At 66.8% G+C, this 23,562-nt stretch carries 23 protein-coding genes; 16 read left to right on the top strand and 7 right to left on the bottom strand.

Annotated elements, in window-relative coordinates; genetic code table 11:
- The first annotated feature begins 24 nt into the window (after nucleotides 1–24).
- From LOC57_RS08195 to LOC57_RS08135, 13 genes are all read left to right on the top strand, one after another.
- On the top strand, nucleotides 25–222 hold the full coding sequence (locus tag LOC57_RS08195) for a ubiquitin-like protein Pup (protein WP_227911388.1): 198 nt from the start codon (nucleotides 25–27) through the stop codon (nucleotides 220–222).
- A gap of 3 nt (nucleotides 223–225) precedes the next feature.
- Nucleotides 226–1,050: a proteasome subunit beta gene (prcB, locus tag LOC57_RS08190; protein ID WP_227911389.1), complete on the top strand. Its 825-nt coding sequence runs from the start codon at nucleotides 226–228 to the stop codon at nucleotides 1,048–1,050.
- 2 nt (nucleotides 1,051–1,052) lie between these two features.
- Nucleotides 1,053–1,793 (top strand): proteasome subunit alpha, encoded by a 741-nt coding sequence (prcA, locus tag LOC57_RS08185; protein ID WP_227911390.1) that lies wholly within the window; start codon nucleotides 1,053–1,055, stop codon nucleotides 1,791–1,793.
- On the top strand, nucleotides 1,793–3,154 hold the full coding sequence (pafA, locus tag LOC57_RS08180; protein ID WP_227911391.1) for a Pup--protein ligase: 1,362 nt from the start codon (nucleotides 1,793–1,795) through the stop codon (nucleotides 3,152–3,154). The genes prcA and pafA overlap by 1 nt, the downstream gene beginning before the upstream one ends.
- A 125-nt stretch (nucleotides 3,155–3,279) precedes the next feature.
- Nucleotides 3,280–4,224, top strand: coding sequence for an FKBP-type peptidyl-prolyl cis-trans isomerase (locus tag LOC57_RS16510; protein WP_227911392.1), 945 nt, complete (start codon nucleotides 3,280–3,282; stop codon nucleotides 4,222–4,224).
- Nucleotides 4,225–4,277: 53 nt separating this feature from the next.
- On the top strand, nucleotides 4,278–4,673 hold the full coding sequence (locus LOC57_RS08170; RefSeq protein WP_227911393.1) for an FKBP-type peptidyl-prolyl cis-trans isomerase: 396 nt from the start codon (nucleotides 4,278–4,280) through the stop codon (nucleotides 4,671–4,673).
- Nucleotides 4,674–4,762: 89 nt separating this feature from the next.
- Nucleotides 4,763–6,727, top strand: coding sequence for a helix-turn-helix transcriptional regulator (locus tag LOC57_RS08165; RefSeq protein ID WP_227911394.1), 1,965 nt, complete (start codon nucleotides 4,763–4,765; stop codon nucleotides 6,725–6,727).
- Nucleotides 6,728–6,770: 43 nt separating this feature from the next.
- Nucleotides 6,771–7,106, top strand: coding sequence for a hypothetical protein (locus LOC57_RS08160; RefSeq protein WP_227911395.1), 336 nt, complete (start codon nucleotides 6,771–6,773; stop codon nucleotides 7,104–7,106).
- 33 nt (nucleotides 7,107–7,139) lie between these two features.
- A complete protein-coding gene (tatA, locus tag LOC57_RS08155) occupies nucleotides 7,140–7,442 on the top strand; it encodes a Sec-independent protein translocase subunit TatA (protein ID WP_227911396.1) in 303 nt (100 codons plus the stop codon).
- Between the two features lie 5 nt (nucleotides 7,443–7,447).
- Nucleotides 7,448–8,275 carry a twin-arginine translocase subunit TatC gene (gene tatC / locus LOC57_RS08150; protein ID WP_227911397.1) on the top strand — a complete coding sequence of 276 codons (828 nt, stop codon included), beginning with the start codon at nucleotides 7,448–7,450 and terminating at the stop codon, nucleotides 8,273–8,275.
- Between the two features lie 65 nt (nucleotides 8,276–8,340).
- Entirely contained in the window at nucleotides 8,341–11,190 is a 2,850-nt protein-coding gene (locus tag LOC57_RS08145) for a DEAD/DEAH box helicase (RefSeq protein ID WP_229959076.1), read from the top strand.
- 48 nt (nucleotides 11,191–11,238) lie between these two features.
- On the top strand, nucleotides 11,239–12,897 hold the full coding sequence (locus LOC57_RS08140) for an amidohydrolase (protein WP_229959074.1): 1,659 nt from the start codon (nucleotides 11,239–11,241) through the stop codon (nucleotides 12,895–12,897).
- Between the two features lie 539 nt (nucleotides 12,898–13,436).
- Nucleotides 13,437–14,165 (top strand): polyprenol monophosphomannose synthase, encoded by a 729-nt coding sequence (locus LOC57_RS08135; protein ID WP_227911400.1) that lies wholly within the window; start codon nucleotides 13,437–13,439, stop codon nucleotides 14,163–14,165.
- 119 nt (nucleotides 14,166–14,284) lie between these two features.
- Here the strand turns inward: LOC57_RS08135 and LOC57_RS08130 are convergent, their stop codons facing one another.
- The 4 genes from LOC57_RS08130 to LOC57_RS08115 all read right to left on the bottom strand — a co-directional run bounded on the left by LOC57_RS08130 (nucleotide 14,285) and on the right by LOC57_RS08115 (nucleotide 17,569).
- Entirely contained in the window at nucleotides 14,285–14,632 is a 348-nt protein-coding gene (locus LOC57_RS08130; RefSeq protein ID WP_227911401.1) for an RNA polymerase-binding protein RbpA, read from the bottom strand.
- Between the two features lie 286 nt (nucleotides 14,633–14,918).
- Nucleotides 14,919–15,890, bottom strand: coding sequence for an SPFH domain-containing protein (locus LOC57_RS08125; protein WP_229959073.1), 972 nt, complete (start codon nucleotides 15,888–15,890; stop codon nucleotides 14,919–14,921).
- A 75-nt stretch (nucleotides 15,891–15,965) separates the two neighbouring features.
- Complete coding sequence (locus LOC57_RS08120; RefSeq protein WP_229959071.1) at nucleotides 15,966–16,490, bottom strand: NfeD family protein; 525 nt, start codon at nucleotides 16,488–16,490, stop codon at nucleotides 15,966–15,968.
- A gap of 242 nt (nucleotides 16,491–16,732) precedes the next feature.
- Nucleotides 16,733–17,569, bottom strand: coding sequence for a putative RNA methyltransferase (locus tag LOC57_RS08115; RefSeq protein ID WP_229959069.1), 837 nt, complete (start codon nucleotides 17,567–17,569; stop codon nucleotides 16,733–16,735).
- 58 nt (nucleotides 17,570–17,627) lie between these two features.
- Between LOC57_RS08115 and LOC57_RS08110 the strand changes: the two genes are divergently transcribed.
- On the top strand, nucleotides 17,628–19,688 hold the full coding sequence (locus tag LOC57_RS08110) for a S9 family peptidase (protein ID WP_229959067.1): 2,061 nt from the start codon (nucleotides 17,628–17,630) through the stop codon (nucleotides 19,686–19,688).
- 28 nt (nucleotides 19,689–19,716) lie between these two features.
- Here the strand turns inward: LOC57_RS08110 and LOC57_RS08105 are convergent, their stop codons facing one another.
- Complete coding sequence (locus tag LOC57_RS08105; RefSeq protein WP_229959557.1) at nucleotides 19,717–20,301, bottom strand: peptide deformylase; 585 nt, start codon at nucleotides 20,299–20,301, stop codon at nucleotides 19,717–19,719.
- A 109-nt stretch (nucleotides 20,302–20,410) separates the two neighbouring features.
- On the opposite strand from LOC57_RS08105, the gene LOC57_RS08100 reads away from it, so the two are divergent.
- A complete protein-coding gene (locus LOC57_RS08100) occupies nucleotides 20,411–20,977 on the top strand; it encodes an SOUL family heme-binding protein (RefSeq protein ID WP_227911406.1) in 567 nt (188 codons plus the stop codon).
- Nucleotides 20,978–21,197: 220 nt separating this feature from the next.
- Here the strand turns inward: LOC57_RS08100 and LOC57_RS08095 are convergent, their stop codons facing one another.
- Nucleotides 21,198–21,500: a DUF4193 domain-containing protein gene (locus LOC57_RS08095; RefSeq protein WP_227911407.1), complete on the bottom strand. Its 303-nt coding sequence runs from the start codon at nucleotides 21,498–21,500 to the stop codon at nucleotides 21,198–21,200.
- A 784-nt stretch (nucleotides 21,501–22,284) separates the two neighbouring features.
- On the opposite strand from LOC57_RS08095, the gene LOC57_RS08090 reads away from it, so the two are divergent.
- On the top strand, nucleotides 22,285–22,653 hold the full coding sequence (locus LOC57_RS08090) for a hypothetical protein (RefSeq protein ID WP_229959065.1): 369 nt from the start codon (nucleotides 22,285–22,287) through the stop codon (nucleotides 22,651–22,653).
- Here the strand turns inward: LOC57_RS08090 and LOC57_RS08085 are convergent.
- Nucleotides 22,650–23,534: an alpha/beta fold hydrolase gene (locus tag LOC57_RS08085; protein WP_229959063.1), complete on the bottom strand. Its 885-nt coding sequence runs from the start codon at nucleotides 23,532–23,534 to the stop codon at nucleotides 22,650–22,652. The two genes, LOC57_RS08090 and LOC57_RS08085, sit on opposite strands and share 4 nt — an antisense overlap.
- Between the last annotated feature and the right edge of the window lie 28 nt (nucleotides 23,535–23,562).

The following is a 23,562-nucleotide window of genomic DNA, read 5'->3' as shown; positions in this document are numbered from 1 at the left end:
CCGGGCAAGAAAGGGCTAAGCATCATGGCAACCCAGGACCGCAAAAACACCGGAACGCATCCCGTAGAAGAAGAAACCGAAACCGCCCCGCCGCCTGCCGCCGAAGCGGAAGCATCCGCCGAAACCGAAGGCGTGGACGATCTGCTGGACGAAATCGACGGCGTGCTGGAGAGCAACGCCGAAGAGTTTGTCCGCGGCTTCATCCAGAAGGGCGGTCAGTGACGGATGGCCCCCCGGGACCCCGCCGCCGCCATCGACACCGCCGCCTCCGCATCGTTCACCGACCATCTGGAACGCCACAACCCCGGCCTGCTGCCCTCCGCCCGGTCGCTGGGGCCCTCATCGCAGGGTTCCGCGGCTTCGCTGGCGCCGCAGGCCACCACCATCGTCTCGCTCACCTACGCCGGCGGGGTGCTGATGGCCGGAGACCGGCGGGCCACCATGGGCAACATGATCGCCTCCCGGCACATCAAGAAGGTCTTTCCCGCGGACAACTACTCGGTGCTGGGCATCGCCGGCACCGCGGGGCTGGCCCTGGATATGATCCGGCTGTTCCAGGTGGAACTGGAGCACTACGAAAAGATCGAGGGCACGCCCATGAGCCTGGACGGAAAGTCCAACCGGCTCGCTGCCATGGTCCGTTCGAACCTGCCGCTGGCCCTGCAGGGGCTCGCAGTGGTTCCGCTGTTCGCCGGGTACGACACCCAGCGCCGGGCGGGCCGGCTGTTCTCCTACGACGTCACCGGCGGCCGGTACGAGGAATATGAGCACCACAGCGTGGGCTCCGGTTCGGTCTTTGCCCGCGGCGCCCTGAAAAAGCTGTGGCAGCCGAACCTGGACGAAGAGTCGGCGGTGGCCGTGGCGGTGGAGTCCCTTTACGACGCCGCCGATGACGACTCTGCCACCGGCGGACCGGACATGGTGCGCCGGCTGTGGCCGGTGGTCTACGTGGTCAACAGCGCCGGCAATCGGGAAATCCCCGAGCGGGAACTGCAGGAACTTGCCCGTGAGCTCGTTCAACGGCGCTCCGCCGCCGGGCTGGAGGCGTAGCCGTGACCCAGCAGTTCTATGTGTCGCCCGAACAGCTGATGAAGGACCGGGCAGACTTTGCCCGGAAAGGCATTGCCAGGGGACGGTCGGTGGTGGTGCTGACCTGCAGGGAAGGCATTGCGCTGGTGGCCGAAAACCCCTCGCCGTCCCTGCACAAGCTCAGCGAAATCTATGACCGCATCGGTTTCGCCGCCGTCGGCAAGTACAACGAGTTTGAGTCCCTGCGCCAGGCCGGCATCCGGTTCGCGGACGTTCGCGGTTATTCCTATTCCCGCGAGGATGTGTCCGCGCGGGGCCTCGCCAGCGTCTACGCGCAGAGCCTGGGCTCGGTGTTCACCACCGAGGGCAAGCCCTTCGAAGTTGAACTAGCCGTGGTGGAGGTGGGGGAGGACCCCTATTCGGACCGCCTCTACCGGCTCAACTTCGACGGTGCCATCGCCGACGAAAGCAACTACACCGTGATGGGCGGGCAGGCCGACATTGTCAAAGAGGCCCTGGCCCGGTCTTGGAACCAGGACGCCGGCTTCGTCTCCGCCATCCGCACAGCTGTTACCGCCCTCTCCGCCACGCGGACCCCGGAGGGCAACGGCGGGGGCCAGCCTCCGGACCGGCTGGGGGCCGGGCTGCTGGAAGTGGCAGTGCTGGACCGGGACCCGCTCTCGACCCGCGGCACCGTCAGGGCGTTCCGCAGGATAAACACCGTTGAGCTGGACCGCTTGCTGTCCGGCGCGGAAGGAGACTGATGGACCGCAGGATCTACGGGGTGGAAACCGAGTTCGGCATCGCCTACTCGGGCCCGGACTCACGCCCGCTGTCCCCGGAGGAAGTGGCACGCTATCTCTTCCGCAAGGTGGTCAGCTGGGGACGCTCCTCGAATGTCTTCCTCACCAACGGCTCCCGGCTGTACCTCGACGTCGGATCCCACCCCGAGTACGCCACCGCCGAATGTGACGACCTGGCGCAGCTGGTGGCCCACGACCGGGCCGGGGAACTGATCCTGGACGACCTGGTGGACGAGGCGGAGGAACGGCTGCGGGCAGAAGGCTTCAACGGCAGCGTCTACCTCTTCAAGAACAACACCGACTCCGCCGGCAACTCCTACGGCAGCCACGAAAACTACCTGATTCCGCGCCGGCTGGAGTTCTCCCGGCTGGCTGACGTCCTCATCCCGTTCCTGGTCACCCGCCAGCTGCTGGTGGGTGCCGGCAAGGTGCTCAAGACCCAGTCCGGGTCCCTCTATGCCTTCTCCCAGCGCGCGGACCACATCTGGGAAGGTGTCTCCTCCGCCACTACGCGTTCCCGCCCCATCATCAACACCCGGGACGAACCCCACGCCGACGCCGAGCACTACCGGCGCCTGCACGTCATCGCCGGGGACTCGAACATGTCCGAAACCACCATGCTGCTCAAGGCCGGCTCGGTGGACCTGATGCTGCGGATGATCGAAGCCGGAGTGCTGATGCGTGACCTGCGGCTGGAAAACCCCATCCGCAGCATCCGGGAAACATCCCATGACCTCTCCGGCCGGCAACCGCTGAAGCTGGCCAACGGTTCCACCATGACCCCGCTGGACCTGCAGCGGATTTACCTGCAGCGGGTCAAGGACTTCGTCTCCGCCAACGGGGAACACAACCGGCATACCGGGCGGGTGGTGGACCTGTGGGAACGCACGCTGGACGCCATTGAGTCCGGGGACCATTCCAGCATCGACACCGAGATCGACTGGGCCATCAAGAAGAAGCTGGTGGACCGGTACAGTGAGCGCAACGGGCTGGAAATGAACTCCCCGCGCCTGTCCCAGGTGGACCTGACGTACCATGACATCTCCCGGCGCCGCGGCCTGTTCTATCTGCTGCAGGCACGCGGGGAAACGGCGCGGGTGGTCGAGGACAGCGACATCAAGGAAGCCGTGGACCAGCCGCCGCAGACCACCCGGGCTAAGCTCCGCGGTGACTTTGTACGCCGGGCCAAGGCCGCGAACCGGGACTTTACGGTGGACTGGGTGCATTTGAAGCTCAACGACCGGGCGCAGCAGACCGTGCTGTGCAAGGACCCCTTTGCCTCAGTCGATGAACGGGTGGAGGCCCTGCTCTCGACCCTGTGACGCGCCTGCCGCCTGCGCCACCTAGGATTCATTCAGGCGGACCGGTTAGTGTGGGGCCTGTTGCGGTCCGGATAGCGCCATGCCCCGGTTCCACACTGATCATGTCCACCACTGAAAGAAGTACTGTGCGTAAAGTACTAGCGATACTCCTGCCTTTCCTGCTGTTCCTGACCGCCTGCTCCGGCGGCGACGGCAATGACAGCGGCCCGCTGTCCTCCGTGAAGATCCAGGGGGGCGAAGAAGGCACCGCACCCACGGTCGATTTCGACAAGCCGCTCAGCGCGGACGAACCCACCCTGACACGCATCAACGATGGTGACGGCAAGGAAGTGGCAGCGGACCAGACCGCAATGCTTCGCCTGGCGATCATCAACCCCGAAGACGGCTCGCTCGTCGATGAAAGCTACACCGCGGAGGATGCCCAGGGCATCGCCGTGGACGAGGCCCTGAAATCCTCCAACTCCCAGCTCTACGACGCCCTGCTCGGCGCCCACGTCGGCTCCGACTTCGCCTACTACGTTCCGGGCGACGAAGAAGCCGGACTTGAAACCAATTTCCTGGTCTTCACGGTCATGGACGCCGTGGATACCGTGCCCTCCCTCAGCCAGGATGAAGCGGCAGCACGCAATGCCGAAGGCACGCTGCTCATGAGTCCCGAAGACGTTGCAGCCCTGGACAGCGAAGGAAAGCTCCCGCAGGTCAGCTTCGGAGAAGACGGCACGCCGTCGATCACCATTCCCGAGGGTGTGGAGGAACCCGACCGCCTCATCGTGAAGGTCCTCGAAGAGGGCGACGGTCCGGTGCTCGAATCCACCGGCACGGTCAAGGCCGCCTACCTGGGCGTGGGCTTGCGGGACGGCAAGACCTTTGATTCCAGCTACGAAAGCGGTGAGCCGGTGGAGTTCCCGCTGGCCAACGTGGTGTCCGGCTGGACCTACGGCCTGGCCGGCCAGAAGGCGGGCTCAAAGGTCCTCCTGGTCCTGCCGTCCGAATTGGCCTACGGCGACCCAGCCCAGAGCGGCCCTTCCGGCCCGCTGGCCTTTGTAGTGGACATCCAGGAAGTCAAGTAGCCTTAACACCTGACTCACCAGACACACCAGTTGTACCGATGCGAGGAGCACCAATGTCATTCGGAAAGCGTGAATACGACCGCCAGAAGCCGGAGATCGATTTTCCGGCCCACGACGCACCCACGGACCTCGTGATTGAGGATCTCGTAGTCGGCGACGGCCAGGAAGTGAAGGCCGGAGACACGGTTTCCACCCATTACGTGGGCGTGGCCTTCTCCACCGGCGAAGAGTTCGATGCCTCTTGGAACCGCGGCGCTCCGCTGGACTTCCGGGTAGGCGTGGGCCAGGTCATCCAGGGCTGGGACCAGGGCCTGCTGGGCATGAAGGTCGGCGGCCGCCGCCGGCTGGAAATCCCGGCATCCATGGCTTACGGCGACCGCGGCGCAGGTTCCGCCGTGGCTCCGGGCGAGTCGCTGATCTTTGTGGTGGACCTGCTCGGCGTCCGCTAGCCCTGCGTTCCGGCGGCGCCGGCCTCCGACATGGAGGCCGGCGCCGCCTTTCTTCGTCCGCCGGCACGGAAGGAAGGTAGATTAGCTCCGTGTCCGCCAAGAGAACCGAACGCCTGCTCAATCTCGTTATTGCGCTGCTCTCCACCCGCAGGGGCTTCACCAAGCATGAACTGTTCGAGGAGATCGAACTGTACGGAGAAGCCGCCACGCCCGAGGCCCGCGAAAAACTCTTTGACCGGGACAAGGCCTTCCTGCGCGAGCAGGGCATCCCGGTGGAGTCCGCCAGCGAGGAATACGAGGACAACACCGTCCAGCGCTACCGGATCCGGCACGACGCGTACCGGCTTCCCGGCGTCCAGTTCACCCCGGAAGAGTCCGCGGTCCTGGCCCTGGCCGCCCGGATGTGGGACCAGGCCTCGCTCGGCTCCGCGGCAGCACGGGCACTGCGCAAGCTCCAGGCCCGCGGGGTCCTTCCCGACGACGCCGGCCGCATCCCGCTGCAGCCGAGCATCCGGACCAATGACCCGTACTTCGATGACATCTGGCGTGCCGCCACCACCCGGGTCCCGGTAACCTTCAGCTACCGCGCGTCCGGGTCCGACACCGTTTCGGTCCGCCGGGTCCAGCCCTGGGGGATGGGCAGCCGCTTCGGGCACTGGTACCTAGTGGGGTACGACCTTGACCGCCGTGCCGAGCGGATCTTCCGGCTATCCCGCATGCAGGCACCAGTGCGGCTGCGTCCGGGCAGCTACACCGTGCCCGAAGACTTTGACATCGATGCTTCGCTTGCTTCCCTCGATGATGTCTTCACCGTCCGCCCGGCTGAGGTGGAGCTGCTTCCCGGCACCGGCACGGCCCTGCGGCTCCAGGCACAGTCGGTGGTTCCCGGTACGGGAGGCCGGGACAGGCTCCTGCTGCAGGTGCGCGACCTCGACTCGCTTGCCGCCGACACCGCCGCGCTCGGGGCGGCCGCCGTCGCCGTCGACCCGCCCGAATACGTGGACGCAGTCCGCAACGCGCTCACCGGCGCCCTCGAAGCCCAGCGCCGCCCGTTGCCGGAATTCACCCTGGCGGAACAGTCCGCACCGGCCCGCCGGCCGGGATACGGCGCACAGGACCACCTCACCCGGCTGCTCGACCTGGTCCCGTACGTCCTGGCCAACCAGGGTGCGGACATGGACGAAACAGCTGCCGCCTTCGGAGTGAGCAAGGAACAGCTGGCCAAGGACCTGGACCTTTTGTTTGTCAGCGGGCCCCGGCATTACCCCAACGGGTTGATGGACGTCAGTTTCGATGACGACCGGATCTATATCGAGAACGCAGACAACCTCTCCGAGCCGGTGCGCTTCGGCATGGATGAGGCCGCAGCGCTCATTGTCGGGTTGGACACGCTGTCCGCGCTGCCGGGCATTGGTTCCTCGGCCGCAGTGGCAGGCGCCGTCGGGAAACTGACGGAAGCTGCGGGCGAAGCCGGGGCCGTGGGCACGGCCGTGGCGGCACGCCTTGACGACACCGCCGGGGCAGACGTGCTGGTTGAACTGCAGCAGGCCATTGCCGGTGCCCGTCAGCTTGAGTTGCGGTACCTGGTTCCGCGCCGGGACGAAGTCACCCTCCGCACGGTTGATCCGCGCCGCCTGTTCTCCGTGGACAACATCTGGTACGTGGAAGCGTGGTGCCACCGGGCCGAAGCGCTGCGCAATTTCCGTGTTGACCGGATCCTCGGTGTCCGGGACACCGGCCCTGCCCTCACCCATGCACCCGAGACGGATGCGTCCTTCCCGGACAGCCTGTTCACGCCCGGCCCGCAGGACACCTTGGTCACACTCGTACTGGACCCGGCCTCCCTGTGGGTGGCTGAGGCGTACGACGCCGAGCGCCGGGCCGCGCTGCCGGACGGGCGCACCGCGGTGGAACTGCGGACGGCGGACGCCGCCTGGATTCCCTCCTTTATGGGCAGGCTTGGCGGCGGGGCGGCGGTTGCTGCACCGGCTGAACTGCGCGAGGCGGCGCAGTCCTGGCTTGAGGAAGCTGCCGGAAACTATCCGGCCGGCTAACGGGCAGTCCGACACGGAATACATACTCCACTATGCTGGAACTATGCCTTGGTGGTCCTGGATACTGATTTGGCTTGCCCTCGCGGCAGGCGCGGCGGGCTTTTATGCCCTCATTGGCTACCGGCTGTTCCAGCGGTTCCTCAGTGTCCTCCGGGAAGTCGAAACCGCCACGGCCAAGTTCTCCCTGCGCACACCGGACACCGTTCCGTCCATGGTGGTCGAGGATGAAAAGCCTGGCATCTTCACGGAACCGGCCGCCGCCCGGAAGTCCTACGAAGCGGGCAAGACCGCCCGCCGCCAGGCGCGCCGGCAGCGCCGGGTTGAGCGCCGCACAGCCAAAGGGCAGCCCCGTGCATGGCGCGACTTCCCGGAACTCTGACATAGGATTGTTGTTTAACGAAAGGACAACGCCATGAGGCTTGAAGGCTGGCAGCTTATTGCCATTATCGTATTGGCCATCCTGCTCTTCGGCGCTCCGAAGCTGCCGGGACTGGCAAGGAGCGTGGGCCAGTCCCTGCGCATCTTCAAATCCGAGGTCCGCCAGATGAAGGACGACGATCCCAAGGCCCCCGCGGATCCGATGGAAGGCCGGGTGGTCAACCCCGAGCAGCAGCCCAAGGCTGCCGATCAGACCTTCTTCCCCGGGCAGACCCCGCCGTCGGGTACTCCGGGCGGTTCCGCCGGCCCCGCGGGTAACCCGCCAACCAGCCGCTAGCAGCCGTGGCGCTGCGCAAAGGGCGCAAATCCAACCCCGAAGGGCGGATGGCGCTCAAGGAGCACCTGCGGGAGTTCCGCAACCGGCTCTTCAAATCCGCCATCGCCGTGGTGCTTGGCACCGTGGGCGGCTTTTTCCTGTACCTCCCTGTTTTCGAGGCCCTGACCAAGCCGCTCATTGACGCGGGCAACAGCGACGGCCGCTTCACCACGATCAACTTCGAAGGTGTAGCCACCCCGTTCGACCAGATGATCCAAGTCTCCGTCTTCGTCGGCCTGCTGGTCTCCAGCCCGGTCTGGCTGTACCAGGCCTGGGCCTTCATCACACCGGGCCTCAAGCGCAAGGAACGCCGGGCGGCCCTGGGCTTCTTGGCAGCAGCCGTTCCGCTCTTCCTTGCCGGCGTGTACTTGGCCTGGCTGATCCTCCCCAACGCCGTGCGGGTGCTGACCGAGTTCACGCCCGAAGGCGGCTCGAACGTTATAACCGCGTCGGTGTACCTGGCGTTTGTCCTGCGGCTCCTGCTGGCCTTCGGCATCGCGTTCCTGATCCCCGTTTTCCTGGTCGGGCTGAATATCGCCGGGCTGCTGCGAGGCAGGACCATCATCAAGTACTGGCGGATCACCGTTTTCGTGATCTGCCTCTTCGCGGCCATGGCCGCGCCGGGTGCCGATGCCCTGAGCATGTTTTATCTGGCAGCCCCGCTGCTTGCCCTGTTCGCACTGGCCGTGGTCCTGTGCCTGATCAACGACCGCCGGCGTGCCCGCCGGGAGACCGAACGTGAAGCCGCGGTCGAAGCCGACGCGGACAAAGCCACCCCCATCGACAAACTGTAGGGCCGCCGTGTTCGCCCACCGGCGATATGGCATCGGGCAGTTTGCATAGAGCATAGGCTGGGTACATGACTTCTCCTTCGGAGCGGTACCTTGCCGCAAAACAACGTTCCGAACACGCCAAGACGGAGCTGGGGGTCTTTGAGCAGTCGCTGGGCTTCGAACTGGATGCTTTCCAGTCCGAGGCCTGCCGCTCCCTCGAGGCCGGCCGCGGGGTCCTGGTAGCTGCACCCACCGGTGCCGGCAAGACGGTGGTGGGGGAGTTCGCCGTCTACCTTGCCCTGCAGAAGGGCCTGAAAGCCTTCTACACCACCCCCATCAAGGCCCTGAGCAACCAGAAATACACCGAGCTGGCAGCAGCGTACGGCAGCGAACGGGTGGGCCTGCTCACCGGTGACACCAGCATCAACCCCGACGCCGACGTCGTGGTGATGACCACCGAAGTGCTGCGCAACATGCTCTACTCCAACTCGGAGACCCTGATGGACCTGGGCTACGTCATCATGGACGAGGTCCACTACCTCGCCGACCGGTTCCGCGGCGCGGTCTGGGAGGAAGTCATCATCCACCTGCCCTCCGACGTCCAGGTGGTCTCGCTCAGTGCCACCGTGTCCAATGCGGAGGAATTCGGCGCCTGGCTGGACACCGTCCGCGGCTCCACCGATGTGGTGGTCTCCGAGCACCGTCCTGTTCCGCTGTGGCAGCATGTGATGGTGGGCCGGGAGATCTTCGACCTGTTCGAATCCGACGTGTCCTTTGACGAGGCGGCAGACGAATCACCCGGCATCAAGGAACGCTACCGGGTGAACCCCGAGCTGATGGAGCTGGCCCGGGCTGAGTCACGGGTCAGCCAGCGCGGCCATTGGGGCGGAGCCCGCGCGCGCGGCGGGCGCAGCGACCGGCACCGCGGCGGCCGTCCCGGCGCACACGGGCAGGCCGGACCCCCGATCACCCGGATCCAGCGTGCCTCCCGCCCGCAGGTCATCGCCCAGCTGGACCGCAACGGCCTGCTGCCGGCCATTACCTTCATTTTTTCGCGCAACGGCTGCGAGGCCGCCGTCCGGCAGTGCGTGGACTCGGGCCTTTGGCTCACCGATGAAGAAGAGCGCCACGAGATAGCGCGGGTGGTGGATGAAGCCACCCAGGACATCCCCGAAGACGATCTGGAGGTGCTGGGCTTCTGGACCTGGCGCGAGGGATTGGTCCGCGGGTTCGCCGCCCACCACGCGGGGATGCTGCCCACGTTCAAGGAAGTGGTGGAACGCCTTTTCGCCGCCGGCCTGGTCCGCGCCGTGTTCGCCACGGAAACCCTGGCGCTGGGCATCAACATGCCCGCCCGGTCCGTGGTGCTGGAGAAACTGGATAAGTTCAACGGTGAAGCGCACGTTGACATCACCGCCGGTGAATACACCCAGCTGACGGGCCGCGCAGGGCGGCGGGGGATCGATGTTGAAGGCCACGCGGTAGTGCTGTGGCAGCCCGGCACGGACCCGGCCGCCGTCGCCGGCCTCGCGTCCCGGCGCACCTATCCGCTGAACTCCAGCTTCCGGCCGACCTACAACATGAGCATCAACCTGATCGCCCAGTTCGGCCGCGAACGTGCACGGGAGATCCTTGAGTCTTCCTTCGCACAGTTCCAGGCGGACCGTTCCGTGGTGGGCCTGGCCAAGCAGGTGCGCTCCCGCGAGGAGTCGCTGGCCGGCTACGAAAAAGCCATGACCTGCCATCTGGGCGACTTCAGCGAATACGCTGCCATGCGGCGCCAGCTGTCGGACCTGGAAGACGCGGCGTCCAAGGTCCGGGCGCGGAACAAGCGCAGCTCCGCCGCGGCGTCGCTGGAAAACCTGCGGCCCGGCGACATTGTATACATCCCCGGCGGGCGTAATTTCGGCCATGCCGTGGTGCTGGACGTGGATGCTTCCGCCCGCGAGGTACGGCCGGCGGTACTGACCGAGGACAAGCAGATCCGGCGCATCAGCTCCGGGGACCTGGATGGTCCGCTCGAATCCGTGTCCCACATCCGGATCCCCAAGTCCTTCAACTCCCGCTCACCCAAGGACCGCCGGGACCTCTCCGCGTCGCTGCGGAACGCCCTGCATGACCACCGGCCGCCGCGCCCCGCCGCCGCCCGGGCCAACGAGCTGCGCACGGCCGGAACGGAACGGCAGGAGAAGGCCATCGCCGAACTGCGCCGGAAGCTGCGGGCCCACCCCTGCCACGGCTGCAGCGAACGCGAAGACCATGCCCGCTGGGCCGAGCGCTGGTGGAAGCTGCGCCGGGAGACGGACAACCTGGTGGGACAGATCCGCGGACGCACCAACACCATCGCCAAAACCTTCGACCGGGTGTGCGATGTGCTGAGCCGGTACGGATACGTGGCGGTGGACGGATCCGGGACCGCCGGGGTCACGCCCGCCGGGCAGAAACTGCGGCGCATCTACGGTGAAAAGGACCTCCTGGTTGCCCTCGCCCTGGAAAACGGCGCGTTCGACGAACTGGATGCTGCAGAGCTGGCTTGCCTGGCCACCGCGCTGGTGTACCAGGCCAAGCGCGAGGAGCGCGGCCTGCGCCCGAAAATGCCCAGCGTCTCGCTCGAAGTGTCCGTGGATGCCGTCATCCGGCAGTGGTCTGAGCTGACGGACCTGGAAGAAGCCTCGAAGCTGCCGCTCACGGGCGAGCCCGAGCTGGGCCTGGTCTGGCCCATGTACAAGTGGGTCAAGGGCAAGCACCTCCAGGTGGCCCTGAACGGCACCGAGTTGGCGGCAGGTGACTTTGTACGCTGGGCCAAGCAGGTGATCGACCTGCTCGACCAGCTCGCCAAGGTGCCCGACCTTCCCTCCGCAATGTACCGGCGCCTCCGCGAGGCCATTGGCCTGGTGCGCCGCGGCGTCGTCGCCTATTCAAACGTCGGCGACTAGCCTCCTTTCCGCTTCCCCCAACAGTTTCTACAGAAAACAGGTGAGTCCTTGAACGGCAGTACCATCCCGAGCGCCCCGAAGCTGACGCTCTACCGCAACGGCTCGGTCTACAGTGCCGGCGATCCCTTTGCCACCGCCATGCTCGTGGACGGCGACACCATCGCCTGGGTGGGGTCCGAGCAGGCCGCCACCTCCATCCAGGACAGCAAGATGGATGTGGTGGACCTGCACGGAGCGCTGGTGGCCCCGGGTTTTGTGGACTCCCACGTGCACGCCACCGAACTGGGCATGTCCCTGGCGACCCTTGACCTGAGCGGCTGCACATCGCTGGCGGACCTGCTGGAGGCCGTCAGCCGCTATGCCTCGGCCAGCAGCGGGTTGATCCTGGGTGCGGGCTGGGACGAGTCCCGCTGGCCGGAACGCCGTTTCCCCACGGCGGCGGAACTGGATGCCGCCTCCGGCAACCGGCCCGTCTATCTTTCCCGCAGCGACGTGCACTGCGCCGCCGTATCCGGAACCCTGGCGGCCAATCTGCGCCTGCAGGAGTACGACGGATGGGACAACGGTTTTGTGGTCCGCGCCGCGCATGAGGCTGCGCGCACCGTGTCGCGGAGCGCCGACCCGGCCCAGCGCTCGGCGTTCCAGCGGGCTGCCCTGAAGCACGCCGCTTCCCGCGGCGTGGTGGCCGTCACTGAAATGGCCGCACCGCACATTGCTCCTCCGGAGGACCTGCGGCAACTGCTGGGCCTGGACGGTGCCCCGTCCGAGGAGCCGATGCCGCAGGTGCTGCCTTACTGGGGCCAGCTGGTGGAAACAGAAGCCCAGGCCACCGGGCTGATGGAGTTCTTCGAGGGCAGGCTGCTGGGCCTGGCCGGGGACCTGAACATTGACGGGTCCTTCGGTGCCCGCACCGCGGCCCTGCGGGAGCCGTACACCGACCGGTCCGATACCCGCGGGACGCTGTACCTCACACCGGAACAGGTGGGCCGGCACCTGGAACTGATGACGCGGGCCGGACTGCAGGGCGGCTTCCACGTGATCGGAGACGCGGGCATGGATACCGCGCTGGCAGGCCTGCGCCTGGCCGCCGAGGCACTGTCCGACGCCGGCGGCGAAGCGGCCCTGCGCGCCGCCCATCATCGGCTCGAGCACGCTGAAATGACTGATGACGCGGCCATCGCCGAGCTGCTGCGCTTCGGTGTCACGGTCAGCCTGCAGCCCGGCTTCGACGCCGCCTGGGGCCACCCGGGCGGCCTCTACGAGCAGCGGGTGGGTCCGCGCCGTGAGGGCATGAACCGCCTGGCTTCCCTGCTGTCGGCAGGAGTGCCGGTGGCACTGGGCTCCGACACTCCCGTCCTTCCTCTCGATCCGTGGTCCGGGGTCCGTGCTGCCGTGGCGCACTCGAATCCGCGTGAACGCGTTTCCGCCCGGGCCGCATTCATCGGGCACACCCGTGCCGGCTGGCGTGCAGCGGGGGAGAAGAACTTCATGCGCGGCCAGCTGGCTCCCGGCGCACCGGCTTCCTTCGCGCTGTGGGAGGTGCAGGAACTGATGGTCCAGACCCCGGACGCCAATGTGTCGGCCTGGAGCACCGATCCGCGGGCCGGAACTCCGCTGCTGCCCGCACTGGACAACGGTGACGAACCCCGGTGCCTGCAGACGGTCCATAACGGCAACGAGCTCTACCGCGCCCCGGACCTGGCCTAGGCGGTAAATTCACGGTCCCGCCTGGGCGGGGCCGACCCGGCCCTGACCTGCGGTGATACCGGAAACGTCCTAGTCAGCGGCCGCATTGACAGCGGGAAGCGAGGACGTAGGCTATGACTACTGCAGTCGGGACCGGCCGTTTGGGGGACATGCCGGGCACGGCGCTGGACCTGTTCCAGCCCGGGCCCTGTGCACTGCCCCTACGCGTTTCCGGTTCTTCGGCTGCCACGGCCCCGTTCAGCGCGTGCCGGGGCGAAAGTTCCGCGGGCGGCTGGTGACAGGGCCTTGCACCACAGCAATCGGGTGGGTTCAACCGTCAGTAGAAAACAGGCCCGGCGCCGTCCGGTACTGGCCCGAAGACGGCAGGACCCGCCCGATTGTGCGTGCCGCACCGCCTGTCCCCGGTCCGGGCCCGGCGGTGACCGGGCTCCCGCCGGAGCACGCCGGCCGCGCGCTCCCATATACTAGGTAGTCAGCCGGGGGAGCAACCCCGTCTAGCCCGCCAACAGCGCGGCGTGCGTCCACGAAAGGCTTACCGAGTGCGTGTCCTGACCATCATCCCTACTTACAACGAGATTGAGTCCCTTCCCAAGACGCTCACGCGGCTGCGGAATGCGGTGCCCGACTCGGATGTACTGATTGCGGACGATAACAGCCCGGACGGCACCGGCGACTACGCCGATGAGGTTGCTGCCAAGGACCCGAAGGTGCATGTACTGCACCGTAAGGGCAAGGAGGGCCTGGGCGCCGCCTACATTGCCGGCTTCCGCTGGGGCCTGGAGCGCGGCTATGACGTACTGGTGGAGATGGACGCCGACGGCTCGCACCGTCCGGAGGAACTGCCGCGGCTGCTCGAAGCTTCCAAAGCCGGTGCGGACCTGGTGATCGGCTCGCGCTGGGTTCCCGGCGGTTCGGTGGTGAACTGGCCGTTGCGCCGCAAGCTGCTCTCCCGCGCCGGCAGCACGTACTCGCGCCTGATGCTGGGCATTGCCGTCCGTGACATTACCGCCGGCTACCGCGCGTTCCGCCGCGGCACGCTGGAACAGCTGGACCTGGGTGCAGTTGAGTCCGTCGGCTACGGTTTCCAGGTCGATATGACCTTCCGCGTGGCACGGCTGGGCCTGAAGATCACCGAAGTGCCCATCACCTTCGTGGAACGGGAATTCGGCGCCTCGAAGATGAGCGGCAACATTGTGGTCGAGGCCATGACCAACGTGACCCGCTGGGGACTCACGGCACGATGGAAGAAGCTCACCGGCCGGTCCTAGTCCCCGGGCCCCGGGCCCAGACGCAAAAAAGCAGGACGGCTGCCGATTGGCAGCCGCCCTGCTTTTGCGTGTCGACTATGTCTGCGTCAGCCGGTACGTTGCCGTACCGGCGAACCGGGTCAAGCGCTGGTGCGCTCTCCGCGGCGTTCACGCAGGATGTTCAGCCGGTCCTGGAGGATGGTCTCAAGCTCCTCGATGCTGCGGCGCTCCAGCAGCATGTCCCAGTGCGTACGCACCGGCTTGTCGTTGCTGGTGTCGGGCTTCTCGCCGTTGACCAGGAGCGCTTCCTTGCCGGTCTTGGAAATCCAGACCGGCGGAATGTCCGCTTCGGCGGCGAAGGTTACGAAAACACGCTCGCCATCCTCGCAGCGGTATTCCACCCGCTGGCGGGGAGCCGGCTCCACACCGGATTCGGTCTCCATGCTCTGCGCACCAAGGCGCATACCCCGCAGGCTACGATCGCTCATCTTTTCTCCCTCTTCAATCCGCTGGATCCGCTGGCGGATCCTCTGTTGTGCCGGCGCCGGGCCGGTGCTCTTTCCGGTGCTGATGCCGGTTCTGATGCCGCTTATCTGCACGCTGCCGCCCCTGCGGGCGGTCCGGCCGGCGGCCCCTTCCGCCCTCACAGTTCTTACAACGCCGACGGCGCTGCTGCTGTTCCCGGCGGCGGTCCCGTATCGGCGCCGCGGCCATTGCCCGGCAAACAACCTATTGTACCGGTACCAACCGCCGATCGGCGAACACAGGGGAGGGTCAGGCCACCCCGGCTGCGTCCGCTGCGGGCCCCGTCCCGTTCTGCACGGGGGAGCTGCCGTTGGTGGAGGAGTGCTTTTTCGCATCCGGTACGAAGTCGCCCAGGGCGCTGCCCACACCCTTGAGCGCCTCACCGAGTTCGCTGGGGATGATCCAGACCTTGTTGGACGTGCCTTCGGCCAGCTTGGGCAGCGTCTGGAGGTACTGGTAGGCCAGCAGCTTCTGGTCCGGGTTGCCCTTGTGGATCGCGTCGAAGACCTTGGCGATGGCCTGGGCCTCGCCGTCCGCCCGCAGGATCGCAGCCTTGGCGTCGCCTTCGGCGGCCAGGATGGCTGCCTGCCGGCGCCCCTCGGCCGTGAGGATCTGCGACTGCTTGGAGCCTTCCGCGGTCAGCACGGTGGCCCGGCGTTCACGTTCGGCACGCATCTGCTTTTCCATCGAATCCTGGATGGTCAGGGGCGGGGCAATGGTCTTGAGCTCCACACGCGAGACACGGATGCCCCAGCGGCCGGTGGCCTCATCCAGCACGCCGCGCAGCTGGCCGTTGATCTGGTCGCGGGAGGTCAGCGCCTCTTCCAGGTTCAGGCCGCCCACTACGTTGCGCAGGGTGGTAATGGTCAGCTGCTCCACACCCTGGATGTAGTTGGCAATCTCATAGGTGGCCGCCCGGGCGTCGGTGACCTGGAAGTACACCACGGTGTCGATGGAGACCACCAGGCTGTCCTCGGTAATGACCTGCTGCGGAGGGAAGGACACCACCTGTTCACGCAGGTCCAGCAGCGGCAGGAGCCGGTCCACGAACGGGATCAGGATAGTCAGGCCGGGATTCAGGGTCTTCTGGTACTTGCCCAGCCGTTCCACCACCCCTGCCCGGGCCTGCGGGACAATCTTTACAGCCTTGACGAGGATGACCAATACAAAGATCACCAGCACGGCAAGAACAACTACTAGGACGCCGGTTCCGGTACCCATGTTCCCCCCTTTGGGATTTGGCAGGATCCGCGGATCCTGCGGTTGGTCCGGCGGTGGTGCCGCCGGCACGATTCGTTAGGTTGTTTCGCGGCGGCCCGGTTCCGGGGTCTTTCCGCTTCCGGCGGGCCGGTCCGGGGTATTCCCGGCCGAAGCCTCGACGACGGCGGTGGCGCCTTCGATCCGGGCCACACGTACCTGCGTCCCGGCCGCCAGCGTATCCCCGGCGGCGCTGCGCGCGGACCAGGTTTCCCCGCCGATCTTCACTGTGCCGGCGAGCCCGGTTACGGCCTCCAGCGTCAGCGCCGGCCCGCCGACGAGACGGTCTATGTTGGAGAGCTGGTCCTTACTGCTGTGCTGCAGATGCTTGAGTGCCAGCGGACGCACCAGTGCGATCATCAGCACGGACACCAGGGCGAACACCACAACCTGCAGGAACAGCGGGGCACCGAGCAGCGAACTGAGCATGGCCGCCAGCGCACCAACGGAGAGCATCGCGAAAAACAGATCCAGAGTGAGGGCCTCAATAGCGGCGAAGCCAAGGAAAAGCACCAGCCACAGGGCCCAGCCGTAGCTGAGCATCCATTCGTAGACTTCCTGCATCCGTTATCCCCTTTTCTTTCGGATGTTCGTTCGGATGTATCCGCGTGTAGTCGGGTTCCGGCTTTACCGGGTTGCTCCGCTGTGCCCGGGCGTCGCGCGGGGCGTCTTGCCGGTTGGTGCGGCGGTCCGGGTGTGCGCGGGTTCTCCCGCCGCAGCGGCGCGTTGAGATCATTCTGCCCGAAGAGACGGTACAGACCTAGGGATAACCGTGCCGGTTGGGTAACGTTTGCGTCCCGCCCGGGCTAGCGGGCCCGGAAGAGTTGCAGGGAGAACGACGCGGTTACCCCAAGTGGCAGGGCAAAGCCCGCCACGGTGCGGTCCAGGGCGGCCGGATCCAGGTGCCGGGCAGAGGGGCCCATGAGGGCGACGTTGCGCAGGTCCGCGGCCTCAAGCTGCATTTCGTAGGTGCAGCGGACCGTGTCCAGCGGCGTGAACCACCGCTCCATTGCGGCGGCAACCCGTTCCGCTTTTTCCGCCCCGATGTCCAGCATCCCTGCTGCGGCGCGGATCTGCTGCAGATGGTCCGGGCCGGGGGTGACCACCGCCAGCACGCCGCTGGAGTCCAGGACCCGGCGGAACTCGGCCGGGTTCCGCGGTGCGAAGACATTCAGGACCACGTCCACCGAGGCATCCGGGAGCGGAAGCCTGCGCCACACGTCCCACACCAAGGCGTAGGAACCGGGCAGGGACCGGGCAGCACGGCGCAGCGCAAATTTGGAAATGTCCATGGCCACGGCGGCTGCTCCGGGAAGGGCCGCCAGGACCTCGCCGAGGTAATAACCCGTGCCGGCACCGGCGTCGAGCACCGTGGCAGCGTTCGGGGCCGCCGGGGAAACCAGCCGGGCCAGTTCCGCAGCCAGGGGCGAGTAGTGGCCGGCGGCGAGGAAATCGGCGCGGGCCTGCACCATGGCCGCAGTGTCGGCCTGGAACTTGGTGCCGGCACCGGTGAGGAGGTTGAAATAGCCCTGTTTGGCGGCGTCGTACCGGTGCCCGGCCGGGCACGCAAGGGTCCGCAGCTCGGCGTCGGGCTCGAGGGTGCTGCCGCAGACGGGACACTCCAGGGGCGGCAGGGAAGGCATAAAACCATCCTAAGACGGCAGTTGGCCGGGAACGGCAGGGAACATTAGGCTTCCACTCGTGAAACCATGTGACCTGCCTCTCCTTAATTCACTGTCCGCACCCGCCCTGCACCCTGATGCCCTGCACTGCGTGGTGTCCGTGACCCGGCCCGACTTCGCCGCTGATGCCTATACCGGCCAGCTGTGGCGGGTCCCGCTGACTCCGGGCGGCCCGCCGCGCCGGCTCACCCGGGGCTTCCGCGACACCGCCCCAAAGTACAGTCCGGACGGCAGTGTCCTGGGGTTCCTGCGTGCAGCACCGGGGGAGCCGGCCCAGTTGTACGTGCTGGGTGCCGGCAGCGGGGAACCGGTGCAGCTGACCGATGCCGCCCTGGGCGTCAGCTGGTTCGCGTTCTCGCCGGACGGGGTCCGCGCGGTGTTTTCCGCCCGGGTGCCGGAAGGGGGCCGGTACGGCACTGTTGAGGGCGTGGCCGCCGGTGCCGAGGATCCCCGGCTGATCACCACCTTCAAATACCGGATGAACGGCGTGGGCTACACGCAGGACAAACCCGTCCAGGCCTTCCTCGTGGACCTGCCCGATCTGGATGCGGAACCGTACATTCCGCCCCGGGGACGGAGCCGGGAAGCCCGGGCCGGGGAAGACCGCGAAGAGGACCGCGGCAGCCGCGGCCTGCCCGAGGCGGTGCAGCTGACCACCGGAGCCACCGACCACCTGCAGCCCGTGTTCAGCGCCGACGGGAGCCGGATCCTGTTCACTGCCGCCCGGGACGATGAGACCCTGGTGGCGGATGCCTACAGCATCAGCCCTGACGGAACCGGCCTCACGAAGCTGACCAATTTGGGCGGCGGCAGCCCGCTGGCCGTGTCCGACCCGGTGCAAAGCACCAACGGGCACTGGCTGTTCTACCTCGGGCAGGAAGTATCGGAGTCAGGCACCGACTTCGTGGCCCGGAACACCTCGCTGTACGCCGCGCCGGCAGCAGACCCGTCCGCGGTGCGCCGGCTGACGGATCCGGAAACCGTGGACCTGGCCGAGGGCACCGTGGTTCCGCACAACAGTGCCGAAGCCCTGGTCTTTAACCGGTCCCGGGGCACAGGCGAGCTGCTGTCCGTGGATCCCCGCGGCGGGGTGCACACCATGGTGGAGGGCCCGCGGGTTGTCACCGCAGCCGGCTCGGCGGGCGGCACCGTGGTGGCCTGCTATACGGATCCGCAGACCGCCGGCGACCTGGCCGTCGTCGACGACGACGGGCTGCGGCGGCTTACCGACTTCTCGGCGGCCCTGCGCCGGCATGCTCCGCTGACTATTCCGGCGGAGGAAACCCATTCCTCATCCGACGGCTATCCGGTCCATGGCTGGGTGGCGCTGCCGGAGGGGCCCGGTCCCCACCCGGTACTGCTGAACATTCACGGCGGACCGTTTGCGCAGTATGGGTGGGGCTGCTTCGATGAAACGCAGATTTACACGGAGGCCGGCTACGCCGTGCTGATGTGCAATCCGCGCGGCTCCGCCGGGTACGGGCAGGACCATGGACGCAGCATCAAAGCGGCTATGGGCACCCTCGATTTGGCCGATGTGCTGGCCTTCCTGGACGGCGCCCTGGCCGGGCACCCGGAACTGGACGGCACCCGGGTGGGCATCATGGGCGGCTCCTACGGCGGCTACCTCACGGCCTGGACCATCGCGCACGACCACCGCTTCACCGCTGCCGTGGTGGAGCGAGGTTTCCTGGATCCGCTCTCCTTCACCGGCTCAGCGGACATTGGCTGGTTCTTCAGCGCCGGTTACACGGGCACCGATCCCGGGCACGTCCTGGAGCAGAGCCCGATGGCCTGCGTGGACGCCGTCCGGACCCCCACGTTCGTGGTCCACTCCGAGGAGGACCTGCGGTGTCCCGTGGAGCAGGCCCAGCGCTACTACACGGCGCTGAAGCTGCGGGGCGTGCCCACCGAGTTGCTGCTGTTCCCGGGCGAAAACCACGAACTATCACGCAGCGGCACCCCCTGGCACCGCCGCCGCCGGTTCGAGCATCTGCTGCGCTGGTGGGCGCGCTGGTTGCCCACGGCACAGAATCCCGCACCGCAGAACGCCCGACAGCCGGAGCCGGCCGGCGCCTAGGCAGCAGGGAACCCGCATCGGGGCCGGGTCAGAAGCCCAGGACCCGCTGGGCCTCGTCGATGTCCGGCGAGGCCCAGCGCCGGGCGTATTCGGTGTTGCTGCACAACGAGCGGGTGAGCACCTTGTCCACGTACACCGTCCCGTAGAGATGGTCCGTCTCGTGCTGGACAATCCGCGCCTGCCAGCCGCTGAACCGTTCCATGTGCTGGCGGGACTGCGGGTCGGTGTAGTCCAGCACCACGGACGCATGCCGGCGCACCACGCCCTGGTACCCCTCGAAGGACAAGCAGCCCTCGAAGAATTCGGCGCTGTCCTCGCCGTCGGCTTCGTAGCGGGGATTGATGATGGTGAAGAACGGCAACGGCTGGCGGTCGCGTACCGCTGCAGCTTCGGCGCCGACGTCGTAGGTGTCTTCCAGTACCGCGATCTGCAACGGGATGCCCAACTGGGGCGCGGCCAGGCCCACACCTGGCGCAGCATGCATCACCCGCCGCATCAGCGCGATCAGCGCTTCCAGCTCCTCGGCGTCCAGCTCACCGTCAAAGGGCAGCGCCGCACGGCGCAGGGCGGGGTGGCCCAGTTGGACAATCGGTACAAGCTCCTGCTCCAGCATCGGAAGGACCAGGTCACGCAGCAGGGCGGAGGATTCGGTGGGCACGGATTCATCCTAATGGCCGCTACACTGTTGGTGCGCCGCGCCGAAGAGTAGCGTCTGGGCCATCATGACTGAGCAGCAGCCCTACACCGTGCTGGGACGGTATCCAGGATTCGAGTTGCGCCACTATCCGGCGCACGTGCTGGCCCAGGTCACTGTGAACGCGGGATTCGAGGGGGCCGGCAACACCGGTTTCCGCTACCTGTACCGGTACATCAGCGGCCGGAACTCCTCCCGGGCGGGACTGGACCCCTATCCGCCGGGCGAAGTGCAGTTCAGCGAAAACCTGGCGATGACAGCCCCGGTGCTCCTGGAGCCGAGCCCCATCGCGGGAGCCTTTACGGTGGCTTTTGTCCTCCCTGGGGACCTGACCGCCCTCACCGCCCCGGTGCCGGAGGATCCCGCTGTGAGCATTGTGGCGGTACCGGGACAAACGGGGGCGGCGGCCGCCTTCTCCGGACGCTGGAATGAAGCCAACTACCAAGCCCATTTGGCCGCCTTGCAGGCCGCCGTCGGGGCAGAGGGGTTCAGCCTGCTGGGAAATCCGCGTTTTGCGCGGTTCGACCCGCCCTACCGGCCCTGGTTCCTGCGCCGCAACGAGGTGGTTCAGGACGTGGAGGGACCGGGGGACTGATGCGGCAGCGGGTGGATCCCGGGCAGGGCGGCGCCTGTTCCGGTCATGCGTCCGGGTCCGCCAGGTCCTGTCCTGCGGATGACAGCGCCCGGGACGACGGCGGGAGGGCGGCATGGAGGGAGGAGGTCACCCGTGGATTGTATGCGCCGGCGGGGGAGAGCCAAACAAAAAGCCGGGTCCCGCCTCAACGGCGGAACCCGGCTGTGCTGCGGGGCAGGAGTTAGCCTTCGCAGTCCACGCAGTAAGCCTCGCCGTTCTTTTCGCGGGCAATCTGCGAACGGTGGCGTACGAGGAAGCAGGACATGCAGGTGAACTCGTCTGCCTGCGGGGGAACTACCTTGATGAGCAGTTCCTCGCCGGACAGGTCTGCGCCGGGAAGGTCAAAACCATCAATGGCGTCTGACTCTTCGACATCGATGACAGCCGTCATCGCTCCGCCGCGCTGCTGAGCTTTCAGACCCTCCAGGGAGTCTGTGTGCTGGTCTTCTTCCTTGACGCGCGGGGCATCGTAATCGGTAGCCATTTTGTTGTGCTTATCTCCTGATTTGGGGGGGTTGAAGCGTAGATCATATAGGGCAACGAAAGTCGCTGCACCAAACCGTACAGGCGTGGCGGCCGTTCGTTGACGAAATAGGCGGCGAAAGTGACCAACGTCCCGTTCTCCCGTAGTGCCGGCGGTAGTTCCTTCGGCAGGACCGCCGGTACCCGGGTAATCCGGGGACCCCGGGCGCGCAGTGCAGCACGGGAACGGGCACGGGGGACGGGCACGGGGGACGGGCACGGGGGACGGGCACAGGGGAATGGCACGGCCCAGCGCTGCACGCAACGGTTATGTCAACTTGATGAACCGCGGCGGCGGGCCTGCGGGGGAGTTATGTCAACTCACCATGAACCTGTACGGGAAACGTCCGGGGACCGGAAATTGTCCAACCAGGTCAGCGGATTTTGGCCCGGCCGCCCGGGTAAGCCAACAGGCCGGAGAAAACCGGCCCGGCATGCTGCAGGCCCGCACAGCAGCGCAAAACGAGTCGTCCGCTGCAAAAAACAATCCCAAAGGTCTCCGGGAGGCAGAAACGTCCAAAACCGGGGGATTTGTGCTGATTTGAGTACCGAATCGGCATATAACCCGGAAAAGCGATATTAGTGCTTCTGGCCACTTCCGACGCGTACCGCAAAGTGCCGATAATCTACATTATGTCAACTAGCGTTTGGAAGGGGGTCCCCCGGACCCGCCCGAAGCCGTCATCTCCGGGGGCAGCCGCAGCATGTAGGCTTCCGGCAAACACCCGGCGTTCAAGGGAGGCATCATGGGCGCGCATCGCTGGTTTCCCGTTGCCGCAGCCGTCAGCACTCTCGTAGTGTCCCTGGCCGGCTGCGGCGCGGGCGCTTCCGGATCCGACGGCGCTGGATCCGACGGCGCCGAATCCGAGGGCACCGGCGGAAGGCCCAGCCGGTGGTCCGTGAGCGTCATCGATCCCGGGCCCGGCGCCTATGAGCAGTGCCTTGAAGATCCGCACGTTGAGGAGGCGTTTGTGTCCGCGGACTATCCAGCTTCGCACATGGGTGTGACCCTGACTGCTGACGCAACCGCAGACGATGCCGGGCGGATTGCCGACTGCCTGCAGCAGGCCCTGCCGTCCGCAGAAGTTTCGGTCGCCGGCCCGGGGTCCGGCTAGCCGTCCACGCCGGAGAGGAACTCCAGCAGCGCCGCCCCCAGGGCCTCGGGAGCCTCCTGGGCCGCATAGTGCCCAACGCCATCCAGCTGCACAGCCGTGAAAGATCCGGTGGCCAGCGGTGCGAAGGTCTGTTCGGTGAACGGCCCGCCGCCGGCACCCACGGCCAGCACCGGCATCGCAAGGGGCCGCGACGCCGCCAGGGCCTTGATTTCCGCCCCTTCCGAAAGCATGGAGCGGTAGAGGCCCGCGGCGCCGTTCCAGCCGCCCGGACGGGAGTACGTGCGGGCAAACTCAGCAATATCCGTGCTGGTCACGGCGCCTTCCACTGCCGTCATGGACGGATAGGCCCAGGCGGCCAGCAGGTCCACTTCCCTGCCGGTCAGCAGCAAGTCCGGTATTCCGGGGGCGGCAAGCATGCCGATATGCCAGGAACCGCCATGGGCGACATCGGCCAGGGCTTCGAGTCCAAACCCGGCCAGCCCGGCCTCCACCGCCGTAAAACTTGCCACTGCCTCGGGGTGTACGGCGGCAAGACGGAACGCCGCTCCCCCGCTGATGTCCTGCGCCAGTAGATGTACCGGCCCGACGCCCAGGGCACGCAGGAATTCATGGAGTGTTTCCGCCACGGCTCTGCTGTCGAGGCCCGTGTCCGGAACTGCAGCGGAATCCCCGAAGCCCGGCAGGTCCACGGCAAACACCCGGTGGCTGCGGGCCAGCACGGGGATCAATGTGCGGAACGCCCACCAGCTTTCCGGGAAACCGTGCAGCAGCAGGACCGGTGATCCTTCCCGGCCGGCGGAGACGTAATGGAGGCCAATTTCGCCGGCCTGGGCGGTGGCATGGCGGGCGCCGGGGATGGTGGCGGCTGGACTCATGTTCATGGCGCGTCCTCCAATAGACAACCGAGTT

The sequence above is a fragment of the Arthrobacter sp. zg-Y750 genome (assembly GCF_020907365.1).
In the GTDB taxonomy this organism is placed as follows: domain Bacteria; phylum Actinomycetota; class Actinomycetes; order Actinomycetales; family Micrococcaceae; genus Arthrobacter_B.
The sequence above is the reverse complement of the archived record's forward strand: the minus strand, read 5'-3'. Positions and strand labels throughout refer to the sequence as shown.

Coding starts and splice junctions, on each gene's coding strand:
- LOC57_RS08195 (WP_227911388.1), top strand. CDS start 25: ATGGCAACCCAGGACCGCAAAAACACCGGAACGCATCCCGTAGAAGAA.
- prcB (WP_227911389.1), top strand. CDS start 226: ATGGCCCCCCGGGACCCCGCCGCCGCCATCGACACCGCCGCCTCCGCA.
- pafA (WP_227911391.1), top strand. CDS start 1,793: ATGGACCGCAGGATCTACGGGGTGGAAACCGAGTTCGGCATCGCCTAC.
- LOC57_RS08170 (WP_227911393.1), top strand. CDS start 4,278: ATGTCATTCGGAAAGCGTGAATACGACCGCCAGAAGCCGGAGATCGAT.
- LOC57_RS08160 (WP_227911395.1), top strand. CDS start 6,771: ATGCCTTGGTGGTCCTGGATACTGATTTGGCTTGCCCTCGCGGCAGGC.
- tatA (WP_227911396.1), top strand. CDS start 7,140: ATGAGGCTTGAAGGCTGGCAGCTTATTGCCATTATCGTATTGGCCATC.
- LOC57_RS08145 (WP_229959076.1), top strand. CDS start 8,341: ATGACTTCTCCTTCGGAGCGGTACCTTGCCGCAAAACAACGTTCCGAA.
- LOC57_RS08130 (WP_227911401.1), bottom strand. CDS start 14,632: ATGAGCGATCGTAGCCTGCGGGGTATGCGCCTTGGTGCGCAGAGCATG.
- LOC57_RS08125 (WP_229959073.1), bottom strand. CDS start 15,890: ATGGGTACCGGAACCGGCGTCCTAGTAGTTGTTCTTGCCGTGCTGGTG.
- LOC57_RS08120 (WP_229959071.1), bottom strand. CDS start 16,490: ATGCAGGAAGTCTACGAATGGATGCTCAGCTACGGCTGGGCCCTGTGG.
- LOC57_RS08115 (WP_229959069.1), bottom strand. CDS start 17,569: ATGCCTTCCCTGCCGCCCCTGGAGTGTCCCGTCTGCGGCAGCACCCTC.
- LOC57_RS08105 (WP_229959557.1), bottom strand. CDS start 20,301: ATGCTGGAGCAGGAGCTTGTACCGATTGTCCAACTGGGCCACCCCGCC.
- LOC57_RS08100 (WP_227911406.1), top strand. CDS start 20,411: ATGACTGAGCAGCAGCCCTACACCGTGCTGGGACGGTATCCAGGATTC.
- LOC57_RS08095 (WP_227911407.1), bottom strand. CDS start 21,500: ATGGCTACCGATTACGATGCCCCGCGCGTCAAGGAAGAAGACCAGCAC.
- LOC57_RS08090 (WP_229959065.1), top strand. CDS start 22,285: ATGGGCGCGCATCGCTGGTTTCCCGTTGCCGCAGCCGTCAGCACTCTC.
- LOC57_RS08085 (WP_229959063.1), bottom strand. CDS start 23,534: ATGAACATGAGTCCAGCCGCCACCATCCCCGGCGCCCGCCATGCCACC.